Below are 16,214 nucleotides of genomic sequence, written 5' to 3'. Positions count from 1 at the left end.
GGTAAGCGATAGCTGTTTAACTGAACAATACTGGAGGATCATGGGGAGCGCTTCTCCCAGCGGACCGCTTCACACTCATCCAGGCTGCCCGGGCGCTGAAGCTCCATGCGCAGCAGATCACGCAGGAAATGGGGCAGCAGATATACAGGGTCCCGGCCGTTTGCCAGGCTCTCGTACCCGGTGCGGAAGGTGAACATATCAAGCGTGCCCACAGGGTATATCTTGGTGTCTTCCAGCTTCTCGCCGCCCGCAAAAATGGCAATACCGTTATCATACGGCATCACCCCGGGATCGTACAAGATGTTTAATCCATCCACGGCCAGCGTGCCCAGCATCTCTCCCCTGAAGCCGTAGCCGTAGATAATCTTATTGCGGTATTCAGCCAGCAGGCTCTGCTCCAGCGCGATGCGGATGTCCTTGCCTGTAAGCTGGACAATACACGGGTTAATCGGCGAAGGACATAAGGCATGCAGCATGCCAGCCGTGATGTTGCCCTCCGGCAGCGGACCGAGCAGCTGTCCTGAATTGACCAGCGAGATCGGGCTTCCGGTGAAACGGCGGACAGCCTGGGCCAGCAGGTTGGCAAAAGGGGATTCCCCCTGCAGGTCCAGCGGGAGCATCCGGTCACTGATGGCGACGGTCTCCTCCAGCGCCTCCCGGCCCCGCTCCAGATGAATCGCCGCCGCCCGGGCAATCGTCTCCTCGTGAAGCAGCGGATCGACTTCCGTACATCCCCCTTCAACCAGGCGGAACGCAGCCCCCGGATGCTCCCGCTCGAATACAAGCCGTCCGGCGTAACGGCCGAACTTGCCGGCTCCGCAGACAGCTGTTCCTGCAATGATCTGCGGCTGCTCCAGCATATGATGGGTGTGTCCGCCCAGAATGGCGTGCACTCCTTCCAGATGCTCCGCCAGCTTCTGATCTGCGGGAAGCCCCAGATGGGACAGAATAATCAGGAGGTCCACCTGCGGGGCCAGAAGCTCGCACTGCTCGCGCAGGCACTCCTCCGGGTCCAGCACATCCCAGCCCAGCAGGGAGTAGAACGAGGTGAAGGCCGCCGTAGCGCCTGTCAGCCCGACCCGGATCCCGTCCTTCTCCAGGATTGCATGACGCTGCATCCAGTGCGGGGGCTCTCCTGTTGCCGCATCCAGGAAATTGCAGCATACGACCGGGCACTGGAGGCCGGTAAATATGGCCGACATCATCTCCTTGGAGAAGGTCAGCCCTTCGTTGTTGCCGATGGTGACGGCATCGTAGCCGGTCAGGTTCATGATATCGATATTCGCCTGGCCCATCGTGCCTTCCGTCTCTACAGCAGCGCGGTCCATATGGTCGCCGATATCCAGCAGCAGAACCGGCTCTTCTCCCGCAGCAGCCTTCATCGCTGCGATCTCGGCGGCGGCGGGACTCATCATTTCAAAGTGGCTATGTATATCATTGGTGTGAATAATGGTTAACCGCTCTGGTCCAGACTTCATTAGCTCGCTTCCCTCCCACTTGTACAGCCGTTTATAGTGTAAGCGGCAGGCTTGTGCAGTTCTAGAGTTAGCATAACATTTTCGGACTCAATATGGTATATTGGAATCATTATAGCTTGTCTGCCGATAAGCCCTTAAGGGGGAATAATTATGCAAATATCTGTCCGAATGTTCGCCGGTCTGGCCGAAGTTATGGGAGCCTCTGCACTCACCTTTGACGCCCACGAGTCCCCATTGACAGCGCTCCGGCTGAAGGAGCTTCTGTCCGTTTCTTATCCTGAAGCTGCTGCACAAATCAATGTCTCTATGGTTGCTGTGAATCAGGAATATGCTGCCGAGGACACAGTTATCACACCCGGAGCCGAAGTAGCCCTCATTCCGCCCGTATCCGGCGGTTAACCACACCCTGCCGTAATCTTTTCATCCTCCGTTGTCTTCGCAGTTGCACAATAACCGGGACCTGCATGCAGAGCATAATCAGTACTCTTACACCATTGAATATTACCGGGTTTGTTGCTATGCTGTAAAAAAATGCTATAGTAAGGTGGCCTATTCATTGAGAGTACACGTCATGGATCTTAAACCGGGGGATCATCTGCGGATGGACGCCTTCAGCTCGCGCGGGCTGCATGTACTCCCTAAGGGATCATTGCTGCAACCAGAAGAGATTGCCAAGCTGATTCAGCATGGCGTAGATTATGTCGATATCGAGACCGTGCAGGAGCTGCCCGCCCCAACAAGCCGTTCCTCCATGATTCAGGCTGCAGCCGGCACCTTCGACACCATGATTGACGGTTTCGAGTCCTTGTATATGGAAGCGCTCAGCAAGGGCAGCTTCAGCCAGTCCGTGGTCGACGATATTCTCCAGCCCACATTATCCACCCTCGACAAACATAAGGATGTCGTGTCCCTCCTTCTGCTGCTGGACCGGGAAGATAATTATACCTACAATCATTCCCTTCAGGTTGGAATGCTCTCGTATTACCTGGCTTCATGGCTGGGATATTCCAAGACAGAGTGCTACGAGATCGGCCGTGCAGGCTACCTGATCGATATCGGCAAGTGCCGGATCTCCCCGGACATTCTGAACAAGCCCGGCAGATTGACGGATGCTGAATTCGAAGAAATCAAATTACATACGGTTTACGGATACGAAATCATCCAGAATTCCATGAAGGACCCTTATACCGCTCTGGTCGCCCTGCAGCATCATGAACGCGAGGACGGCTCCGGCTATCCCCGCCAGCTGACCAAGAATGATATACACCCCTATGCCCAGATTGCCGCCGTTGCCGATACATACAGCGCGATGACTACACACCGGGTCTATCAGTCCAAGCAGGAGCTGATCTCGGTTCTGCGGGAGCTTAACTCCCTCAGCTTCGGCAAGCTGAACGGCAAGCCGGTCCAGGCCTTCATTCACCATCTGATGCCTAACTTCATCGGCAAGCGCGTTCTGCTGAGCACCGGTGATATGGGGGTTATCATTATGAACAACCCGCTGGATGTCTTCCGTCCGCTCGTGCAGAGCGAGGGCAAGTTCCTTGACCTGTCGCGCGAGCGCCAGATTGCCGTTGTTGAGATCTATATGGAATAAGACTTCCGACGCAAACGGGCTGTCCCGCTGAGCCATCAGATGGCTCATGCCGGGACAGCCCTTATTGTTTCTGTGGGGTAACCGTGCTTGCCCATGCTTGGCCCGGCTTCAGCCCTGCTTCTGCAGTCTGGCTTCCTCCGGTGGCTGAGCCGGAATGATTCTGCCTCTTCCGCGCGGAATGCAGAGCGGCGTCCCGAACAGCGGATCACAGATGACCTCGCAGTCGAGCCGGAATACTTCTTTCACCGTTGCCGCGGTGATAATACTCTCCGGCGGTCCCTCGGCATAGATCTTGCCGTTCTGGACGGCCACCATATGATGGGCATACCGGCAAGCCAGATTCAGATCATGCAGAACCATGACAATCGTCCGCCCTTCCCGCTCGTTCAGTTCATACAGCATATCGAGAATCTCCACCTGATGAGACAGATCCAGATACGTCGTCGGCTCATCCAGCAGCAGCAGATCGGTCCCCTGGGCCAGGGACATCGCGATCCAGACCCGCTGCCGCTGGCCCCCGGAGAGGGAATCCACGGTTCTCTCGGCCAGCTCCTCCACCTTCGCCGATTCCAGTGCGGCCCGGACCATCGCTTCATCCGCCTCCGACCAGGCCTTCAGCCAGCTCTGATGCGGATAACGCCCCTGGCGGACCAGCTGACGCACAGTCAGCCCCTCGGGTGCTGTCGGTCCCTGCGGCAGGATCGACATCGCCTTGGCCACCTCGCGGGTGGACATGCGGGCGATCTGTCCGCCGTCCAGCAGCACCTCTCCGCCGCCCGGCTTCAGCAGGCGGGCCAGCGTGCGCAGCAGCGTAGACTTGCCGCAGCCGTTGCCGCCGATCAGCACCGTGACCTTGCCTTCAGGAATAGCCATGTTCAGATTATGAATAACGGTCTTGGAGCCATAGGATACAGTTAACTCACGCGCTTCCAGACTTGCCAACGTCCTTCCCCCTTCCCTACCATTGATTCCGGTGACGGAACAGCATGTAAATAAAGAACGGCGCTCCGATCCCGGCGGTGAATACGCCTGCCGGAATGTCGAGCGGATGGAACAGGGTCCGGGCGATCAGATCGGCCAGGAAGACCAGCAGGCCGCCGGTCAATGCCGACATGATAAGCAGACTGCCGAACATTCTGCCGCTCAGCCGTCTGGCCAGATGCGGGGCAATCAGACCAATGAAGCCGATCGCCCCGGCAACCGAGACGGCACAGCCGGCCAGGATGACACTGATCAGCACCAGCAGCATCCGGTGCCGCTGTATGGTAACCCCCAGACTTCCAGCCACATCATCCCCCAGCTCCTGTGCATTCAGGCTGCGGGCGAAATATAGGGCCGCCGGCAGCCCCGCCAGCACCGCAGGAAGCACAGTGTACACCTGCTCCCAGGCAGCTCCATAGATGCTGCCGGTCATCCAGAGATAGGCCTTGGCTGCAGAGACCGATGAGCTCATAACAAGCATGAGCGTGGTCGCCGCCTTCGCTGCGGCCGACAGTCCGATCCCGATCAGCACAAGGCGGATGGGAGTCACGCCTTTTTGCCATGACAAGGCGTAGACCAGCAGTGACACAACCAGCGCACCGGCTACAGCCGCTGCAGGCAGCAGCCGGATGCTTACACTGCCGCTGAAGAAAGTGATGAAGGCCACCGCCGCCGCGGAAGCGCCGCCTGTAATGCCGATGATATCCGGGGAAGCCAACGGATTGCGGATGACTCCCTGAAGAATGGCCCCGGATATACCCAGGGCCGAGCCGACCAGAAGAGCGGTCAGTACACGCGGCAGCCTCAGTGTCATAATGACGAAATCATATTCGCCCTGTCCGGTGCCGAATATCGTCTGCAGGACACCCAGCGGGGAGATGTAATCATTCCCCCATCCGGTTCCCGCTGCAATGGCTATGATATACAGGCAGAACCCCGTTATCAGTACCCATACGGTTCTTCGCTCTCCGGGTACGGACAACCGCCGGGACTTCCCGCTCAGCTTCGCGGTTGTCTTCATTTCCATGCACCTCCCTTACGGGCCACATGAATGAAGAAGGGAACCCCCACCGCTGCGGTCATTACGCCGATTGGAATCTCCGATGGGCTGATCAGCAGCCGGGCAGCCACATCGGAGAGCAGCAGGAGTGCAGCACCCAGCAGGGCCGAGAAGGGCAGCACCCAGCGGTAATCATTGCCCGCCAGCCCGCGGGCCATATGGGGAACGAACAGTCCGATGAAGCCGACCGCTCCGACTATAGCGACAGAGCCGCCGGCCAGAATAACAATCAGTGCGCCAAGCAGCAGCTTGACCAGGCCGGTCCGCTGCCCCAGACCTCTGGCTACATCCTCGCCGGTGGAGAGCAGATTCAGCGCCCGGCCCATGCTCAGGGCAGCCAGCGCAGCTGCTCCGATGAATGGCAGCAGCGGCAGCACATTGTCAAGTGAACGGCCGCTGATTGAGCCGGCCAGCCAGAACAGCACATCCTGCAGCCCCGCTTCGTTCATGACCAGCACTGCCTGGGTGCAGGAGGCGAATAGCGCAGTAATTGCAGAGCCGGCCAGCACCAGCTTGACCGGCGTCAAGCCGTCGCGCCCGAGTGAACCCAGTGCATAGACAATAGCGGCTGCGATTATAGCTCCGCCGACAGCATACAGCGAGAGCAGCAGCAGCGGTGTCGCCGGGTTCACAAGAATAGCCAGCACTACCATCAGAATCGCCCCGGAGCTGACCCCGAACACATCCGGCGAGGCCAGCGGGTTGCGGCTCATCGTCTGCATCAGAGTCCCGGCCAGCGCCAGGCAGGCGCCGACTGCCAGCGCAATCACCGCGCGCGACAAGCGTTCCGTGCGGACAATCAGCTGCTCCACATTGGAGGCATCATAATCGGTGAACGCCTTGACCAGCGTCCCCCAGGTAATGGGCGTTCTGCCCAGCAGCAGACTGGCGGTGAAGGCTGCGCACAGCAGTACTATCATGCTTAACAGCAGTATAGTGTTGCGCTTATTCATTGGGTCAGATTGAACATCTTATACAGACTGTCGAGCATCTGATTTGCAGATATAATGCCCCCGGCCATATTCCAGGACACCTCATCTACCTGATAGACCTGATTATTCTTCACGGCATCCAGGTTCTTCCATAACGGATGACTGGTCCAATCAGAGAACAGCTTCTGGACCGCTGCCTCATCATTCCCGGAATTGAAATTGAAGATGACATCGGCATTCATATCCGGAATATTCTCCTTGGAGGTGAGCTGCACGCCCCACACCTCGGCATCATGGCCCGGCGGCCGGGTGAAGCCCAGCTCCTTCAGAATGCCTCCGGCATAGCCCATATAGAAGATCCGTGCGTGATCTTCGCGGAAGTTAGTAATTGTAGCTTCTATAGGCAGCTTATCCCCCATCTTCTGCTTGAAATCTGCCACCCGGTTATCCCAATCCGCCAGCAGCTTATCCGACTTGTCCTGCTGGTTCATCACCTCGCCCATCAGCTTGACCGTGCCCTTCCAGTCGTATACCAGATCGGTCATCACAGTCGGAGCAATTTGGCTGAGCTGATCATAGATCGCTTCATGGCGGGTTTTATTCGCAAAAATCACATCCGGCTTCAGCTTATAGATCTCTTCAAGATTCGGCTGAACCTCGGTTCCGATCTGCTGTACATCCCCGAGTTCCGGGCGAAGGTATTCATACACAGGCTTCTGCAGCCAGGATTCTACAATGCCGACCGGCTTGATGCCATAAGCCACTGCCACATCATTGGCCCCCTGATACAGGCTGACAATCCGTACGGGAGTGCCTTTGATCTGTGTCTCTCCCATTACATGATTGATCGTGCGTACTTCTTCTCCTGATGAGCCCGGTGCCGGCGTAGTTCCGGCATTCTGTACGCCTGCCTGCTCCGTAGATTGAGGCTTAGATGTTTCCTTAGCACTGTTCGCCTTCTGGCCGCAGCCAGCTGCAACTAGCATAACAATCAGCAGCATGGCTGCCATCCAGACGGAACTTCTGTTGTATCGATGATTCATGACTATTCATTCTCCCCCGCTGTGATCTATGTACTTGAGAATTTCAATTTGTAACTGATATTGATTCTCATTATTAATTATAGAAAAAGCAGCCGGGGTGAACATAGCCGATTACGTTCATATTTTGGACAATTCCGTTCCCCACAGCTCAAACAACCGGTCGAGCAGTAAATTATGCGAAAAAGCTGTGTACATCGTATACAAGTGCCGCTCCTCTAACAGGGAATAGACCCTGCCGGCGCGGACAGCCTTTATATCCATCCAGCGGGCATCTTCCGTAATCTCCCGCATTTTCTCACGGATGGCCTGCACTGTATGCGGACTGCCGTCATTATGCAGGCTCGCGAACAGCAGAATATCCGGGTTATAACCATAAATCTCAGCAATTCTGGTCTCCCGGAACAACGGGATGTCCTCCTGCCCACCGGGAGCCTGAAGCCCCAGATCCCCGTAGAGGACCTCCCCTCCATTCCTGCGGCCAAGCAGGCAGACCTGTCCGTCTCCAACCCCAACAATAAGAACCGTCTTGCCCTCCGTAAAAGATGACAGTGCCGCGCGGATTCTCTGCACCTTAAGCTCGTATTGCATAAGCCAGGCCTCGCCCGCCTCTTCCCGGCCGGTGGCCAGAGCCACCTTGCGGAGCTGGGTGCGCCAGTCATCGCGGAACGGAATTGTTACCACCTGGGCAAGATGCTCGAACATCCTGGCCTTCTGCTGTGTCTGCTCATCATAGATCTCACAGGTGAAGATAACCTCCGGCTCAACAGCAGCTAACTTGTCCAAGTCGGGCCGCAGCCGGCCGATCTCGCGGGTCCGCTTCAGCCTCAGCGGATAATATCCGTTAACCAGTGCCCCGTATGGCTCAATGCCGAGTGCCAGCAGGTGGCCCGTCAGATGATGCTGCAGAGAGACAATCCGTTCCGCGGACTTCACCTGACGGACATATTGGGACGGAGACATACCGACTACCAAGCGAAATTTGCGGCTGAAATAGAACTCATCGGCGAAGCCTACGCTATGGGCAATAGAACGGAAGGAATCCTTACTCGACAGCAGCGCCTGCTTAGCTTGCTTCAGACGGATGCCGGTCAGGCATTCCACCGGCGTCTGGCCATGCTGCTTCTTGAATAGCCTGGAATAATAATCAGGGCTCATTCCTGCCACTTCCGCCAGCTGCTCCCGGGTCACACTCCGTGCATAATTCCGCTCCATATATTCCACGGTCCGGGCAATCGCCAGCTCATGGACGGACTCCTGCGGACCGGTGGAGCCTTCAAGCAAGGTAATCAGCAGCTCCTGAAACAGCAGATTTGCCTTCATCTGCTGCAGCGTGCTTCCAGTCTGCTTCTCCAGAATTTCTGCCCCCATATCCATCAGCGGGATTCCTATTACCGGATGATGCTCAAGAGGTTGCTCCAGGCAGACCGGCTCATGGTTTCCGTAAGATCCCTCACGGAGAATCACGAAGCTTAGACTCATGCTTTTCTCCCAACCTTCGGTATATCCGGAAGCATCTGCTCCCGGAGGAAGAAGCTTCACTGCCTGTAGGGTCTGCCTGCGCTTATAAGCGGAATACTGCTCTTTTACAGGACCGCTCAGGAGCAGCAGAGTATGAAGATATTCCCGGCTCTTCAGCTCTTCTGGCCGATAGAATGCAGATTCTCCCGCTGGAGCCGGTCCAACCAGCCGGTAGTGATAACCAGCAAGCTCCTGATGCATGTCATTCATGATCGCGGCCTCCATTTGAGAATTGTTCTCATTATAGTTTAAGATGAAATGCCTCACCTGGCAATCCCGGTACCGCACATATACACAACAAACAGTACCCCTGCGCGGCTGCAGAGGTACTGCTTAATGTTAATTCCTATTTAATAGAAGCTACCGGATAAGCGTCAGCAGCAGATCGCCGCTGTTTACTTCCGTCCCCGTACTCTTCAGCACATCGAGATATTGCGCCGAGTTGGTTACAATCACCGGAGTCGCGGTGACGAATCCGGCAGCACGGATGGCATCCAGATCGAATTCCAACAATAGCTGGCCCTGCTCCACCCGGTCGCCTTCCTTGGCAATTTTATTGAAATGCTGTCCCTTAAGCTTCACAGTGTTAACGCCGATATGAATCAGCAGCTCAGCCCCGTGATCCGAGGTAATGCCAATGGCGTGACCGGTCGGGAAGACCGTAGTCACTGTTCCGCTGACTGGAGAGGTCAGCCGGCCGGAGGAAGGCTCAATGACGATACCCTGGCCCATAGCGCCGGAAGCGAAGGCTTCATCCGGCAGACTTTTAAGCGGCTGCAGGGTTCCAACCAGCGGACTTACAACCAGTTCTTTAGCAATCACTGTCGGAGCAGTGTGGCCGGCAGTTCCGGCCGCATTCGCTGAAGCCCCTGTATCCGCCTCCGGCTCCTGATAGCCGAGCACCAGGACCAGTACAGCAGCCAGCACAAAGGCTACGAGGATACCAATGACGACCCAGATAAATCCGGTGCCGAAATAAGTCGGCAAGGCCAGCAGGCCCGGCAGGGAGAAGGATAAGGCTCTTGCGCCGCCTGAGGCAATTATTGCACCGCCGATTGCACCGGAGATACAGGCGTAGATGAATGGCTTTTTGAGCTTCAGGGTCACTCCATAAATCGTTGGCTCCGTAATACCGAAGACCGCTGAGAGCGTGGAAGAACCGGCGAGCGCCTTCAGCTGCGTGTTTCTTGTTTTCAGGAATACCCCGAATACCGCCCCGGCCTGCGACAGCACGGCAGCACTGAGAATCGGCAGCATCGTATCCTGACCAAGAGTAGCAATATTACTGAGCATGATCGGCACGAAGCCCCAATGCACCCCGAAGATGACGAAGACTTGCCAGAAGGCTCCTGCTATCGCTCCGGCTACCAGCGGACTGAGATTATAGAGCCAAGTATAACCGGAAGCCAAGCCGTCACTGATCAGCGAGCCTACAGGCCCGAAGGCCAGGAAGGTCAGCGGAATGACAATCAGCAGCGCGAACATAGGCACGAGAATATTGCGGACTGACTCGTGAATGAACGAACGGAACCAGCGTTCCACATAGGACTGCACCCACACCGCCAGAATAATCGGAATGACGCTGGAGGAATAGTTGATCAGCACGATTTTGATACCCAGGAAATTCAGCGGATCGGTTGAGCCTACAGCCTCAATCACCTTGGGGTAGATCAAGGCCCCGGCAACAGCCAGTGAGACGAACTGGTTCGCCTTGAACTTGCGCGCCGCCGTAACCGCCAGGAAGACAGGCAGGAAATAGAACACACTGTCCGAGGCCGCATTGAGAATCATGTAAGTGCCGCTGGTTGCGCTGATCCATTCCAAAGACAGAATCAGCGCCAGCAGGCCTTTAAGAATACCCGCCCCGGCCAGCGCTCCAAGAATCGGCGAGAAAATGCTTGAAATGATATCGACCGCTTTACCCAAGACGCCGGTGCTTTCTGAGCCCTCGTCACTGCCGCTTTTCTCCGCATCCTGAAGCGAGGTTTCCTTCATGATCTGCTCGAACACCTGGCTGACATTGTTGCCAATCACCACCTGGAACTGTCCGCTGCTCTCGACTACTGTGATGACTCCGGGTGTTTTTTCCAGAGCCGCTTTATTGGCCTTGCTGCTATCCTTCAGCTTGAACCGGAGACGGGTGGCACAATGGAATACGGAGTTCACATTATCTTCCCCGCCGACAAGTGTAATGATTTGTTTGGATAAGTCTTGATTGCTCATGGGTTTATGCTCCTTGTCTGTTATGATAAGCTGTGCTGCAGAGGCGAATTATGCCAGCAGATATATCCTTCCCCTCCGCAAACAAGAAAAACCTGAACTCAAGGCAAAAGAAGGCGCCAAATGAACGCTTTTTGCCGTCAGTTCAGGTTTTGCCTGCATGACCAGTTACACCCTGTACTTGTGATCCTATGAAGTTATGATGGTAATGCTTAAGTGATAGCTATTCCAGGCTATTGCGCTCCGTGACCCGCTGGATATGAATCGTGAGATAGACATACTCATCCTTGCTGAGGCTCTGGCCGTAGGAGGTCTCCAGATAATCATTAATCTTACCCACGCATTCAAAAGCCTTGACGTACGTCTGCTTCACCTGGTTATACAGAAATTCCTCGCCGCTATTGTTCGTCTCCTTCTTCAGCACCCTCATGGAGAAATACTGCAGATGAGTCAGGAACCGCGAGTAGTTCAGCGAAGTCTCATCCAGCACCACCTTGTAATGATAGGTAACAATGTTCAGAATATTCTGCACAATCTCTGTCATCTTAATGGTCGATCTTACCTCATTACCGTCCAGTCTGGCATTGACCAGATGCAGGGCAATGAATCCGGCCTCATCTTCCCCCAGCGCAAATCCGGTAGCCTGCTCGATAATCTTCAGGGCGTCCAGACCGATGGCGAATTCCTTCTGGTAAAAACGTTTGATCTCAAAGAGCATCGCATTCTTGAGCTGAATCCCCTTCCCGAACCGCTGCAGCGCAAAATGAATATGGTCCGTCAGTGTCAGGTAGAGGTTATCGCTGAGCTCTGTGCCCAGCACTTCATTGGCATAGGCTACAATCCCGCTTGCCAGCTCCAGATGAGCCACCGGAATCTCATTCAGCAGCTCCGTCAGCCTGGCCGTGAATTCATTCTCGTTCAGCAGGAAGATCTTGTCCACCTTAGCCGGATCGACATAATCGCCCGCAACCTTATTGAAGGAAATCCCCCGGCCCATGACGATGACCTCCTTGCCCTTCCGGTTCTTCGTCAGCAGCACGTTGTTGTTCAGCACCTTCTCGATGATCATCTCTATTTCACCTCCTCCACCATAGACTGTACAAAAAAAGCCTAAGTTAATTCCAATATCATTCATAAAATGATACTCGAATCAGCTTAGGCATTGCCCGCGTTACCGGTCACAATCCTGTATTACTGCTATTGTAGCATAAATAAAAGCGATTTCAAGCCCTTTATTTATCATTTATCCAGAAGATAGAGCTTATATGCAATTCCAGTTTGAAACCGGGGCTTCGGGGCCAAGCTAATAATAGATAGTTCGTACGTAACAGTGCCAGTATTGTCACACATCATCCTAATGAGGAGGGATATTATGCTTGCCGTTCATCAGCGCCTGGCCGAGCTGTACACCCTGAATATGAAGCGCCCGCTGGCTCCGGCGGAGCAGGACGAGCTTCAGTACTGCCTGCATGTAAATACCGTCTATTGCTGGGAAATGGCGCGCCTTCATATGGAGGGTCTGCTGGCGGCGGATACGCAGGATGAAGCCTGGCAGCAGGAGATCAGTGCTCAGCTGCTGGAGGTCCGGAGCAGCGGGAAGACAGGCAAGAAGCGGTAGTACGCCATGTTAACAGCAAAAAAGCAGCAGCCTCCCTCATCCGGGACAGGCTGCTGCTTAGACTCCTTATAAGAAGCGGAATTGTGCTTCTATTAGACCGTTATAGATACCTTCATGCTCAGTCAGCTCGGCATGGTTGCCTTCTTCCTTGATCTCGCCGTGATCCAGCACCACAATCTTATCCGCATGGCGGATCGTAGAGAGGCGGTGGGCCACGATGAAGGAGGTCCGGCCCTGAAGCAGCAGCTTCAGCGCCTCCTGGATCTTGATCTCCGTCTCCGTATCGATGCTGGCAGTCGCCTCATCCAGAATCAGAATCCGCGGATCGGCCAGCAGCGCCCGGGCGAAGGAGAGCAGCTGCCGCTGTCCCATCGACAACGCACTGCCGCGTTCTTCCACTTCCGTATCATAACCCCGCGGCAGCTTCACGATGAATTCATGGGCGTCCACCGCCTTGGCGGCCGCTTCAATCTGTTCATCGGTGGCATCCAGCCGGCCGAAGCGGATGTTATCGCGGATTGTTCCCGAGAAGATGAACGTATCCTGAAGGACGATCCCGATCTGCTCGCGCAGGCTCTGCAGCGTAACATCACGGATATCGCGGCCGTCAATCGTGATCACACCGCTCTTGATATCATAGAACCTGCCGATCAGGTTGATGATGGTGCTTTTGCCGGAGCCGGTATGACCTACAAGGGCTATGGATTGGCCTGCCTTAACATCCAGATTGATGCCCTTCAGGGCAGCGCGGCCCTTCTCATATTCAAATACTACATTATCGAAGCGGATGTCACCCTTGATCTTGGCCAGCGGCGTTGCTCCCGGCTTATCCTGAACCGCAGGCTGCTCATCCAGATACTCGAAGATCCGCTCGGAGGAAGCCATCGCCACCAGCAGCTGATTGTACATCTGTCCCAGCCGGTTGATCGGGTCCCAGAAGTTGCTGACATAACTGCTGAAGGCGACCAGGAAGCCGACGGTCAGCTCACCGGACTGGATCAGATAAGCACCGAACCAGAAGAGGATCATCGTCCCGAAGCCGCCGGTTACTTCAATGATCGGGCCGAACGCCTGGTTCATCGCTGATGCTTTGTTCCAGGCTTTGCGGCTGTCCATGTTCATCGCATCGAAATACTGCATATTCTCTTCTTCCTGGGTATAGGCCTGCGTCACCCGGATTCCCTGAATCGACTCATTCAGATGGGAGTTGATCCGGGAATTCTTCATCCGCACATCCTGCCAGGCAATACGGATTCGCTGCCGCAGCTTGGTGGAGATCAGGAACATTATCGGCACGGTCACCATTACCGCCAGCCCCAGCTTCCAGTTAATCAGCAGCAGAATGATCATAATGCCGAAGAGCTGTACGCAGTCAATCATCAGATTGACCACCCCGTTCGTGAACAGGTCCTGCAGCGAGTTAATATCATTGGTGACCCGCACCAGCACCGATCCGGCAGGGCGCTTATCGAAGAAGTTGAAGGACAGCTTCTGGATATGCCGGAACAGGTCCGAACGCAGATCATAGATGACCCGCTGCCCGATCACATTCGTGTATTTGATCCGGTACACACCGGCGATCCATTGAATCAGATACAGAATAATGACACTGGCGGTCAACGTATAGAGCAGCGTCAGGCTGGTATTCCCCTCTTTCGGGGCAATCGCTTTATCAATGGCCATACTGGTCAGGAACGGAACCGTAAGCTTGGTAATCGTCCCCAGAATCATCATGATTGAGACCAGCGGCAGCATCTGCTTCGCATAAGGCTTCATATAACTGAACAGGCGGATGAACTGCTTCCAGTCAAAAGCCTTGTCAATCACATCATCATCCTTATAGATGAAGCGTTCTTCCAGCATCTGCTCTTCTACCTTGCTGCTCTTGGCTCCCGTCTGGCTGCCAGCGGTCTGCTTGGAGGTCTCTAGACTCATGCCGGATCACCTGCCTCTCGGTCATTCACCCTGGCCAGATAATCGGCGTACTGAATCCGGTACACATCCTGGTAAGGTCCGGGAACCTCAATCAATTCCTGATGGGTGCCCTGCTGGACCATCTTGCCTTCATTCATGACGATGATCTGGTCGGCATGGCGCAGAGAGGAGATCCGGTGGGCAATAATCAGCGTCGTCCGCCCGCGCATAACCTCCTGGAAGCCGGCCTGAATCTCATGCTCAGTCTCCATATCCACCGCGCTGGTGGCATCATCCAGAATGAGAATCCGCGGATTCTTCAGCAGCGCCCGGGCAATCGCGATCCGCTGCTTCTGTCCGCCGGAGAGACCCATCCCCCGCTCCCCGACCACCGTATCATAGCCTTCAGGCATCTCCATAATGAAGTCATGGGCCTTTGCCAGCTCGGCGGCGCGGATAATCTCGTCCATACTGACATTTTTGAGCCCATAGGAGATATTATTGCGGATGGAGGAGGAGAACAGGAACGTCTCCTGGAACACCGTCGAGATCTGTGACCGCAGGCTGCGGACCTGGAGCTCGCGGATATCCACGCCGTCCAGCTTGATGCTCCCCTGATTCACATCATAGGCCCGCATCATCAGCTGGGTGATGGTAGACTTACCGGACCCGGTTCCGCCAAGGAAGCCGATAACTGCACCCGGTGCAGCATGGAAGTGAATATCCTTAACTGCCGGCATTTTATTCCCGTACGCAAAGGTCACATGGTCGAATTCAACCTCACCCTTCACTTCATTCGGCACAAGCTGGGTCGCCCCCTCTTTGTCCCGCACATCAATTGGCTGATTCAGCACCTCCAGTACACGCTCGCCCGAGGCTTTGGACTGGGTATAGTTGTTGATATGGAACCCGAGTCCCCATACCGGACCGATGATGTACCAGATCAGGCTGAAGAAGGCCACGAGCTCACCCAGCGACATCTGCTTGTTAATGACCAGCGTTCCGCCGACCCCGAGCAATATCGCCACACTTACCGAAGCCAGCAGCTCCATGAACGGGAAGAACTTGCTCCACAGCTCCGCCGCAAAAATCTGATTATCCTTATAACGTTCATTACGGTGTGAGAATTTCTCAACCTCGTAGCCTTCTCTGGCAAACGATTTGACCGTTCTCACCCCGGTAACATTCTCCTGTACAGCCGTTGTCAGGGAACTTAACGCCAGGCGCATCTCCTGAAAGGCCGGATGAATCTTGGATTCAAACTTAAGGGCGACCACCGCCAGAAACGGCATTGTAATCAGCGTCACCAGCGTCAGCTTCCAGTTGATGGTGAACATCATAATGGAGCCGAACAGCACCATGAAGAATACATTCAGCAATTGGGCGAAGCCGAAGCCGATGAACATCCGGATCGCTTCCAGGTCCCCCGTCAAGCGGGACATCAGGTCACCTGTCTTCGCAGTATCGTAATACCGGAAGGACAGAAATTGAAGCTTCTCATAACAGGCATTGCGCAGCCGGTAAGCCAGGAAGTTCCCCAGCCGTCCGCCGAAGAAGCCATGGGCAAACTGCAGACATGCCTTGACAATAATAACAGCTAGCACACTAAGGGCGAGTACGGGCACCTCAGCAAACTTTAGGGGAACAATAACCTCATCAATCAATTTCCTTAACAAATTGGGGGTAATAAGCCCCACTGCAGTTGCGGCCGCCAAACAGATTATCGACAGAATCAAATAATGCAGCTTCTCCCGATAAAAGCCCCGCAGTTGCCTGAGAACATCCATATCTCTCCTCCTTAAAGCTTTACGAAGCTGACTTCGTAAGCATAAACTGAGTCCTCCTGGCAGCAG

The 16,214-nt window shown here is 55.0% G+C and carries 13 protein-coding genes; 3 read left to right on the top strand and 10 right to left on the bottom strand.

The window, feature by feature from the left end; translation table 11 throughout:
- Window positions 1-38 precede the first annotated feature (38 nt).
- Window positions 39-1,478, bottom strand: a complete 1,440-nt coding sequence (locus tag K1558_RS19370) for a bifunctional metallophosphatase/5'-nucleotidase (protein WP_238653296.1) — start codon at window positions 1,476-1,478, stop codon at window positions 39-41.
- 150 nt (window positions 1,479-1,628) lie between these two features.
- Between K1558_RS19370 and moaD the strand changes: the two genes are divergently transcribed.
- Together moaD and K1558_RS19360 are read left to right on the top strand one after the other, a co-directional pair.
- Window positions 1,629-1,877, top strand: coding sequence for a molybdopterin converting factor subunit 1 (gene moaD / locus K1558_RS19365; RefSeq protein WP_238653295.1), 249 nt, complete (start codon window positions 1,629-1,631; stop codon window positions 1,875-1,877).
- A 157-nt stretch (window positions 1,878-2,034) separates the two neighbouring features.
- Entirely contained in the window at window positions 2,035-3,075 is a 1,041-nt protein-coding gene (locus K1558_RS19360) for an HD-GYP domain-containing protein (RefSeq protein WP_238653294.1), read from the top strand.
- 108 nt (window positions 3,076-3,183) lie between these two features.
- Here K1558_RS19360 and K1558_RS19355 read toward each other — a convergent pair whose 3' ends face one another.
- The 7 genes from K1558_RS19355 to licT all read right to left on the bottom strand — a co-directional run bounded on the left by K1558_RS19355 (window position 3,184) and on the right by licT (window position 11,898).
- A complete protein-coding gene (locus K1558_RS19355; RefSeq protein WP_238653293.1) occupies window positions 3,184-4,017 on the bottom strand; it encodes an ABC transporter ATP-binding protein in 834 nt (277 codons plus the stop codon).
- A gap of 16 nt (window positions 4,018-4,033) precedes the next feature.
- The gene (locus tag K1558_RS19350) at window positions 4,034-5,077 is read right to left on the bottom strand and encodes a FecCD family ABC transporter permease (RefSeq protein WP_238653292.1); all 1,044 of its coding nucleotides are present in this window, start codon (window positions 5,075-5,077) and stop codon (window positions 4,034-4,036) included.
- Window positions 5,074-6,069, bottom strand: a complete 996-nt coding sequence (locus K1558_RS19345) for a FecCD family ABC transporter permease (protein ID WP_238653291.1) — start codon at window positions 6,067-6,069, stop codon at window positions 5,074-5,076. The genes K1558_RS19350 and K1558_RS19345 overlap by 4 nt, the downstream gene beginning before the upstream one ends.
- On the bottom strand, window positions 6,066-7,091 hold the full coding sequence (locus tag K1558_RS19340) for an ABC transporter substrate-binding protein (protein WP_238653290.1): 1,026 nt from the start codon (window positions 7,089-7,091) through the stop codon (window positions 6,066-6,068). Before K1558_RS19340 ends, K1558_RS19345 begins: the two co-directional genes overlap by 4 nt.
- A gap of 117 nt (window positions 7,092-7,208) precedes the next feature.
- Window positions 7,209-8,819, bottom strand: coding sequence for a helix-turn-helix domain-containing protein (locus K1558_RS19335; protein ID WP_238653289.1), 1,611 nt, complete (start codon window positions 8,817-8,819; stop codon window positions 7,209-7,211).
- A gap of 150 nt (window positions 8,820-8,969) precedes the next feature.
- Window positions 8,970-10,832 (bottom strand): beta-glucoside-specific PTS transporter subunit IIABC, encoded by a 1,863-nt coding sequence (locus tag K1558_RS19330; RefSeq protein ID WP_238653288.1) that lies wholly within the window; start codon window positions 10,830-10,832, stop codon window positions 8,970-8,972.
- Between the two features lie 220 nt (window positions 10,833-11,052).
- A complete protein-coding gene (gene licT / locus K1558_RS19325) occupies window positions 11,053-11,898 on the bottom strand; it encodes a BglG family transcription antiterminator LicT (protein WP_238653287.1) in 846 nt (281 codons plus the stop codon).
- Between the two features lie 303 nt (window positions 11,899-12,201).
- Here licT and K1558_RS19320 point away from each other — a divergent pair, with 303 nt between their 5' ends.
- Window positions 12,202-12,447, top strand: coding sequence for a DUF7667 family protein (locus tag K1558_RS19320; protein ID WP_238653286.1), 246 nt, complete (start codon window positions 12,202-12,204; stop codon window positions 12,445-12,447).
- A 66-nt stretch (window positions 12,448-12,513) separates the two neighbouring features.
- Here the strand turns inward: K1558_RS19320 and K1558_RS19315 are convergent, their stop codons facing one another.
- Window positions 12,514-14,310, bottom strand: a complete 1,797-nt coding sequence (locus K1558_RS19315; RefSeq protein ID WP_238653351.1) for an ABC transporter ATP-binding protein — start codon at window positions 14,308-14,310, stop codon at window positions 12,514-12,516.
- A 68-nt stretch (window positions 14,311-14,378) separates the two neighbouring features.
- Window positions 14,379-16,148, bottom strand: a complete 1,770-nt coding sequence (locus K1558_RS19310; RefSeq protein ID WP_238653285.1) for an ABC transporter ATP-binding protein — start codon at window positions 16,146-16,148, stop codon at window positions 14,379-14,381.
- Window positions 16,149-16,214: the final 66 nt, after the last annotated feature.

The organism is Paenibacillus piscarius, from assembly GCF_022234545.1.
Classification (GTDB): Bacteria; Bacillota; Bacilli; order Paenibacillales; family Paenibacillaceae; genus Paenibacillus_AQ; species Paenibacillus_AQ piscarius.
Note: the sequence above shows the minus strand (reverse complement) of the source record. Positions and strands in the feature narration are given on the sequence as shown.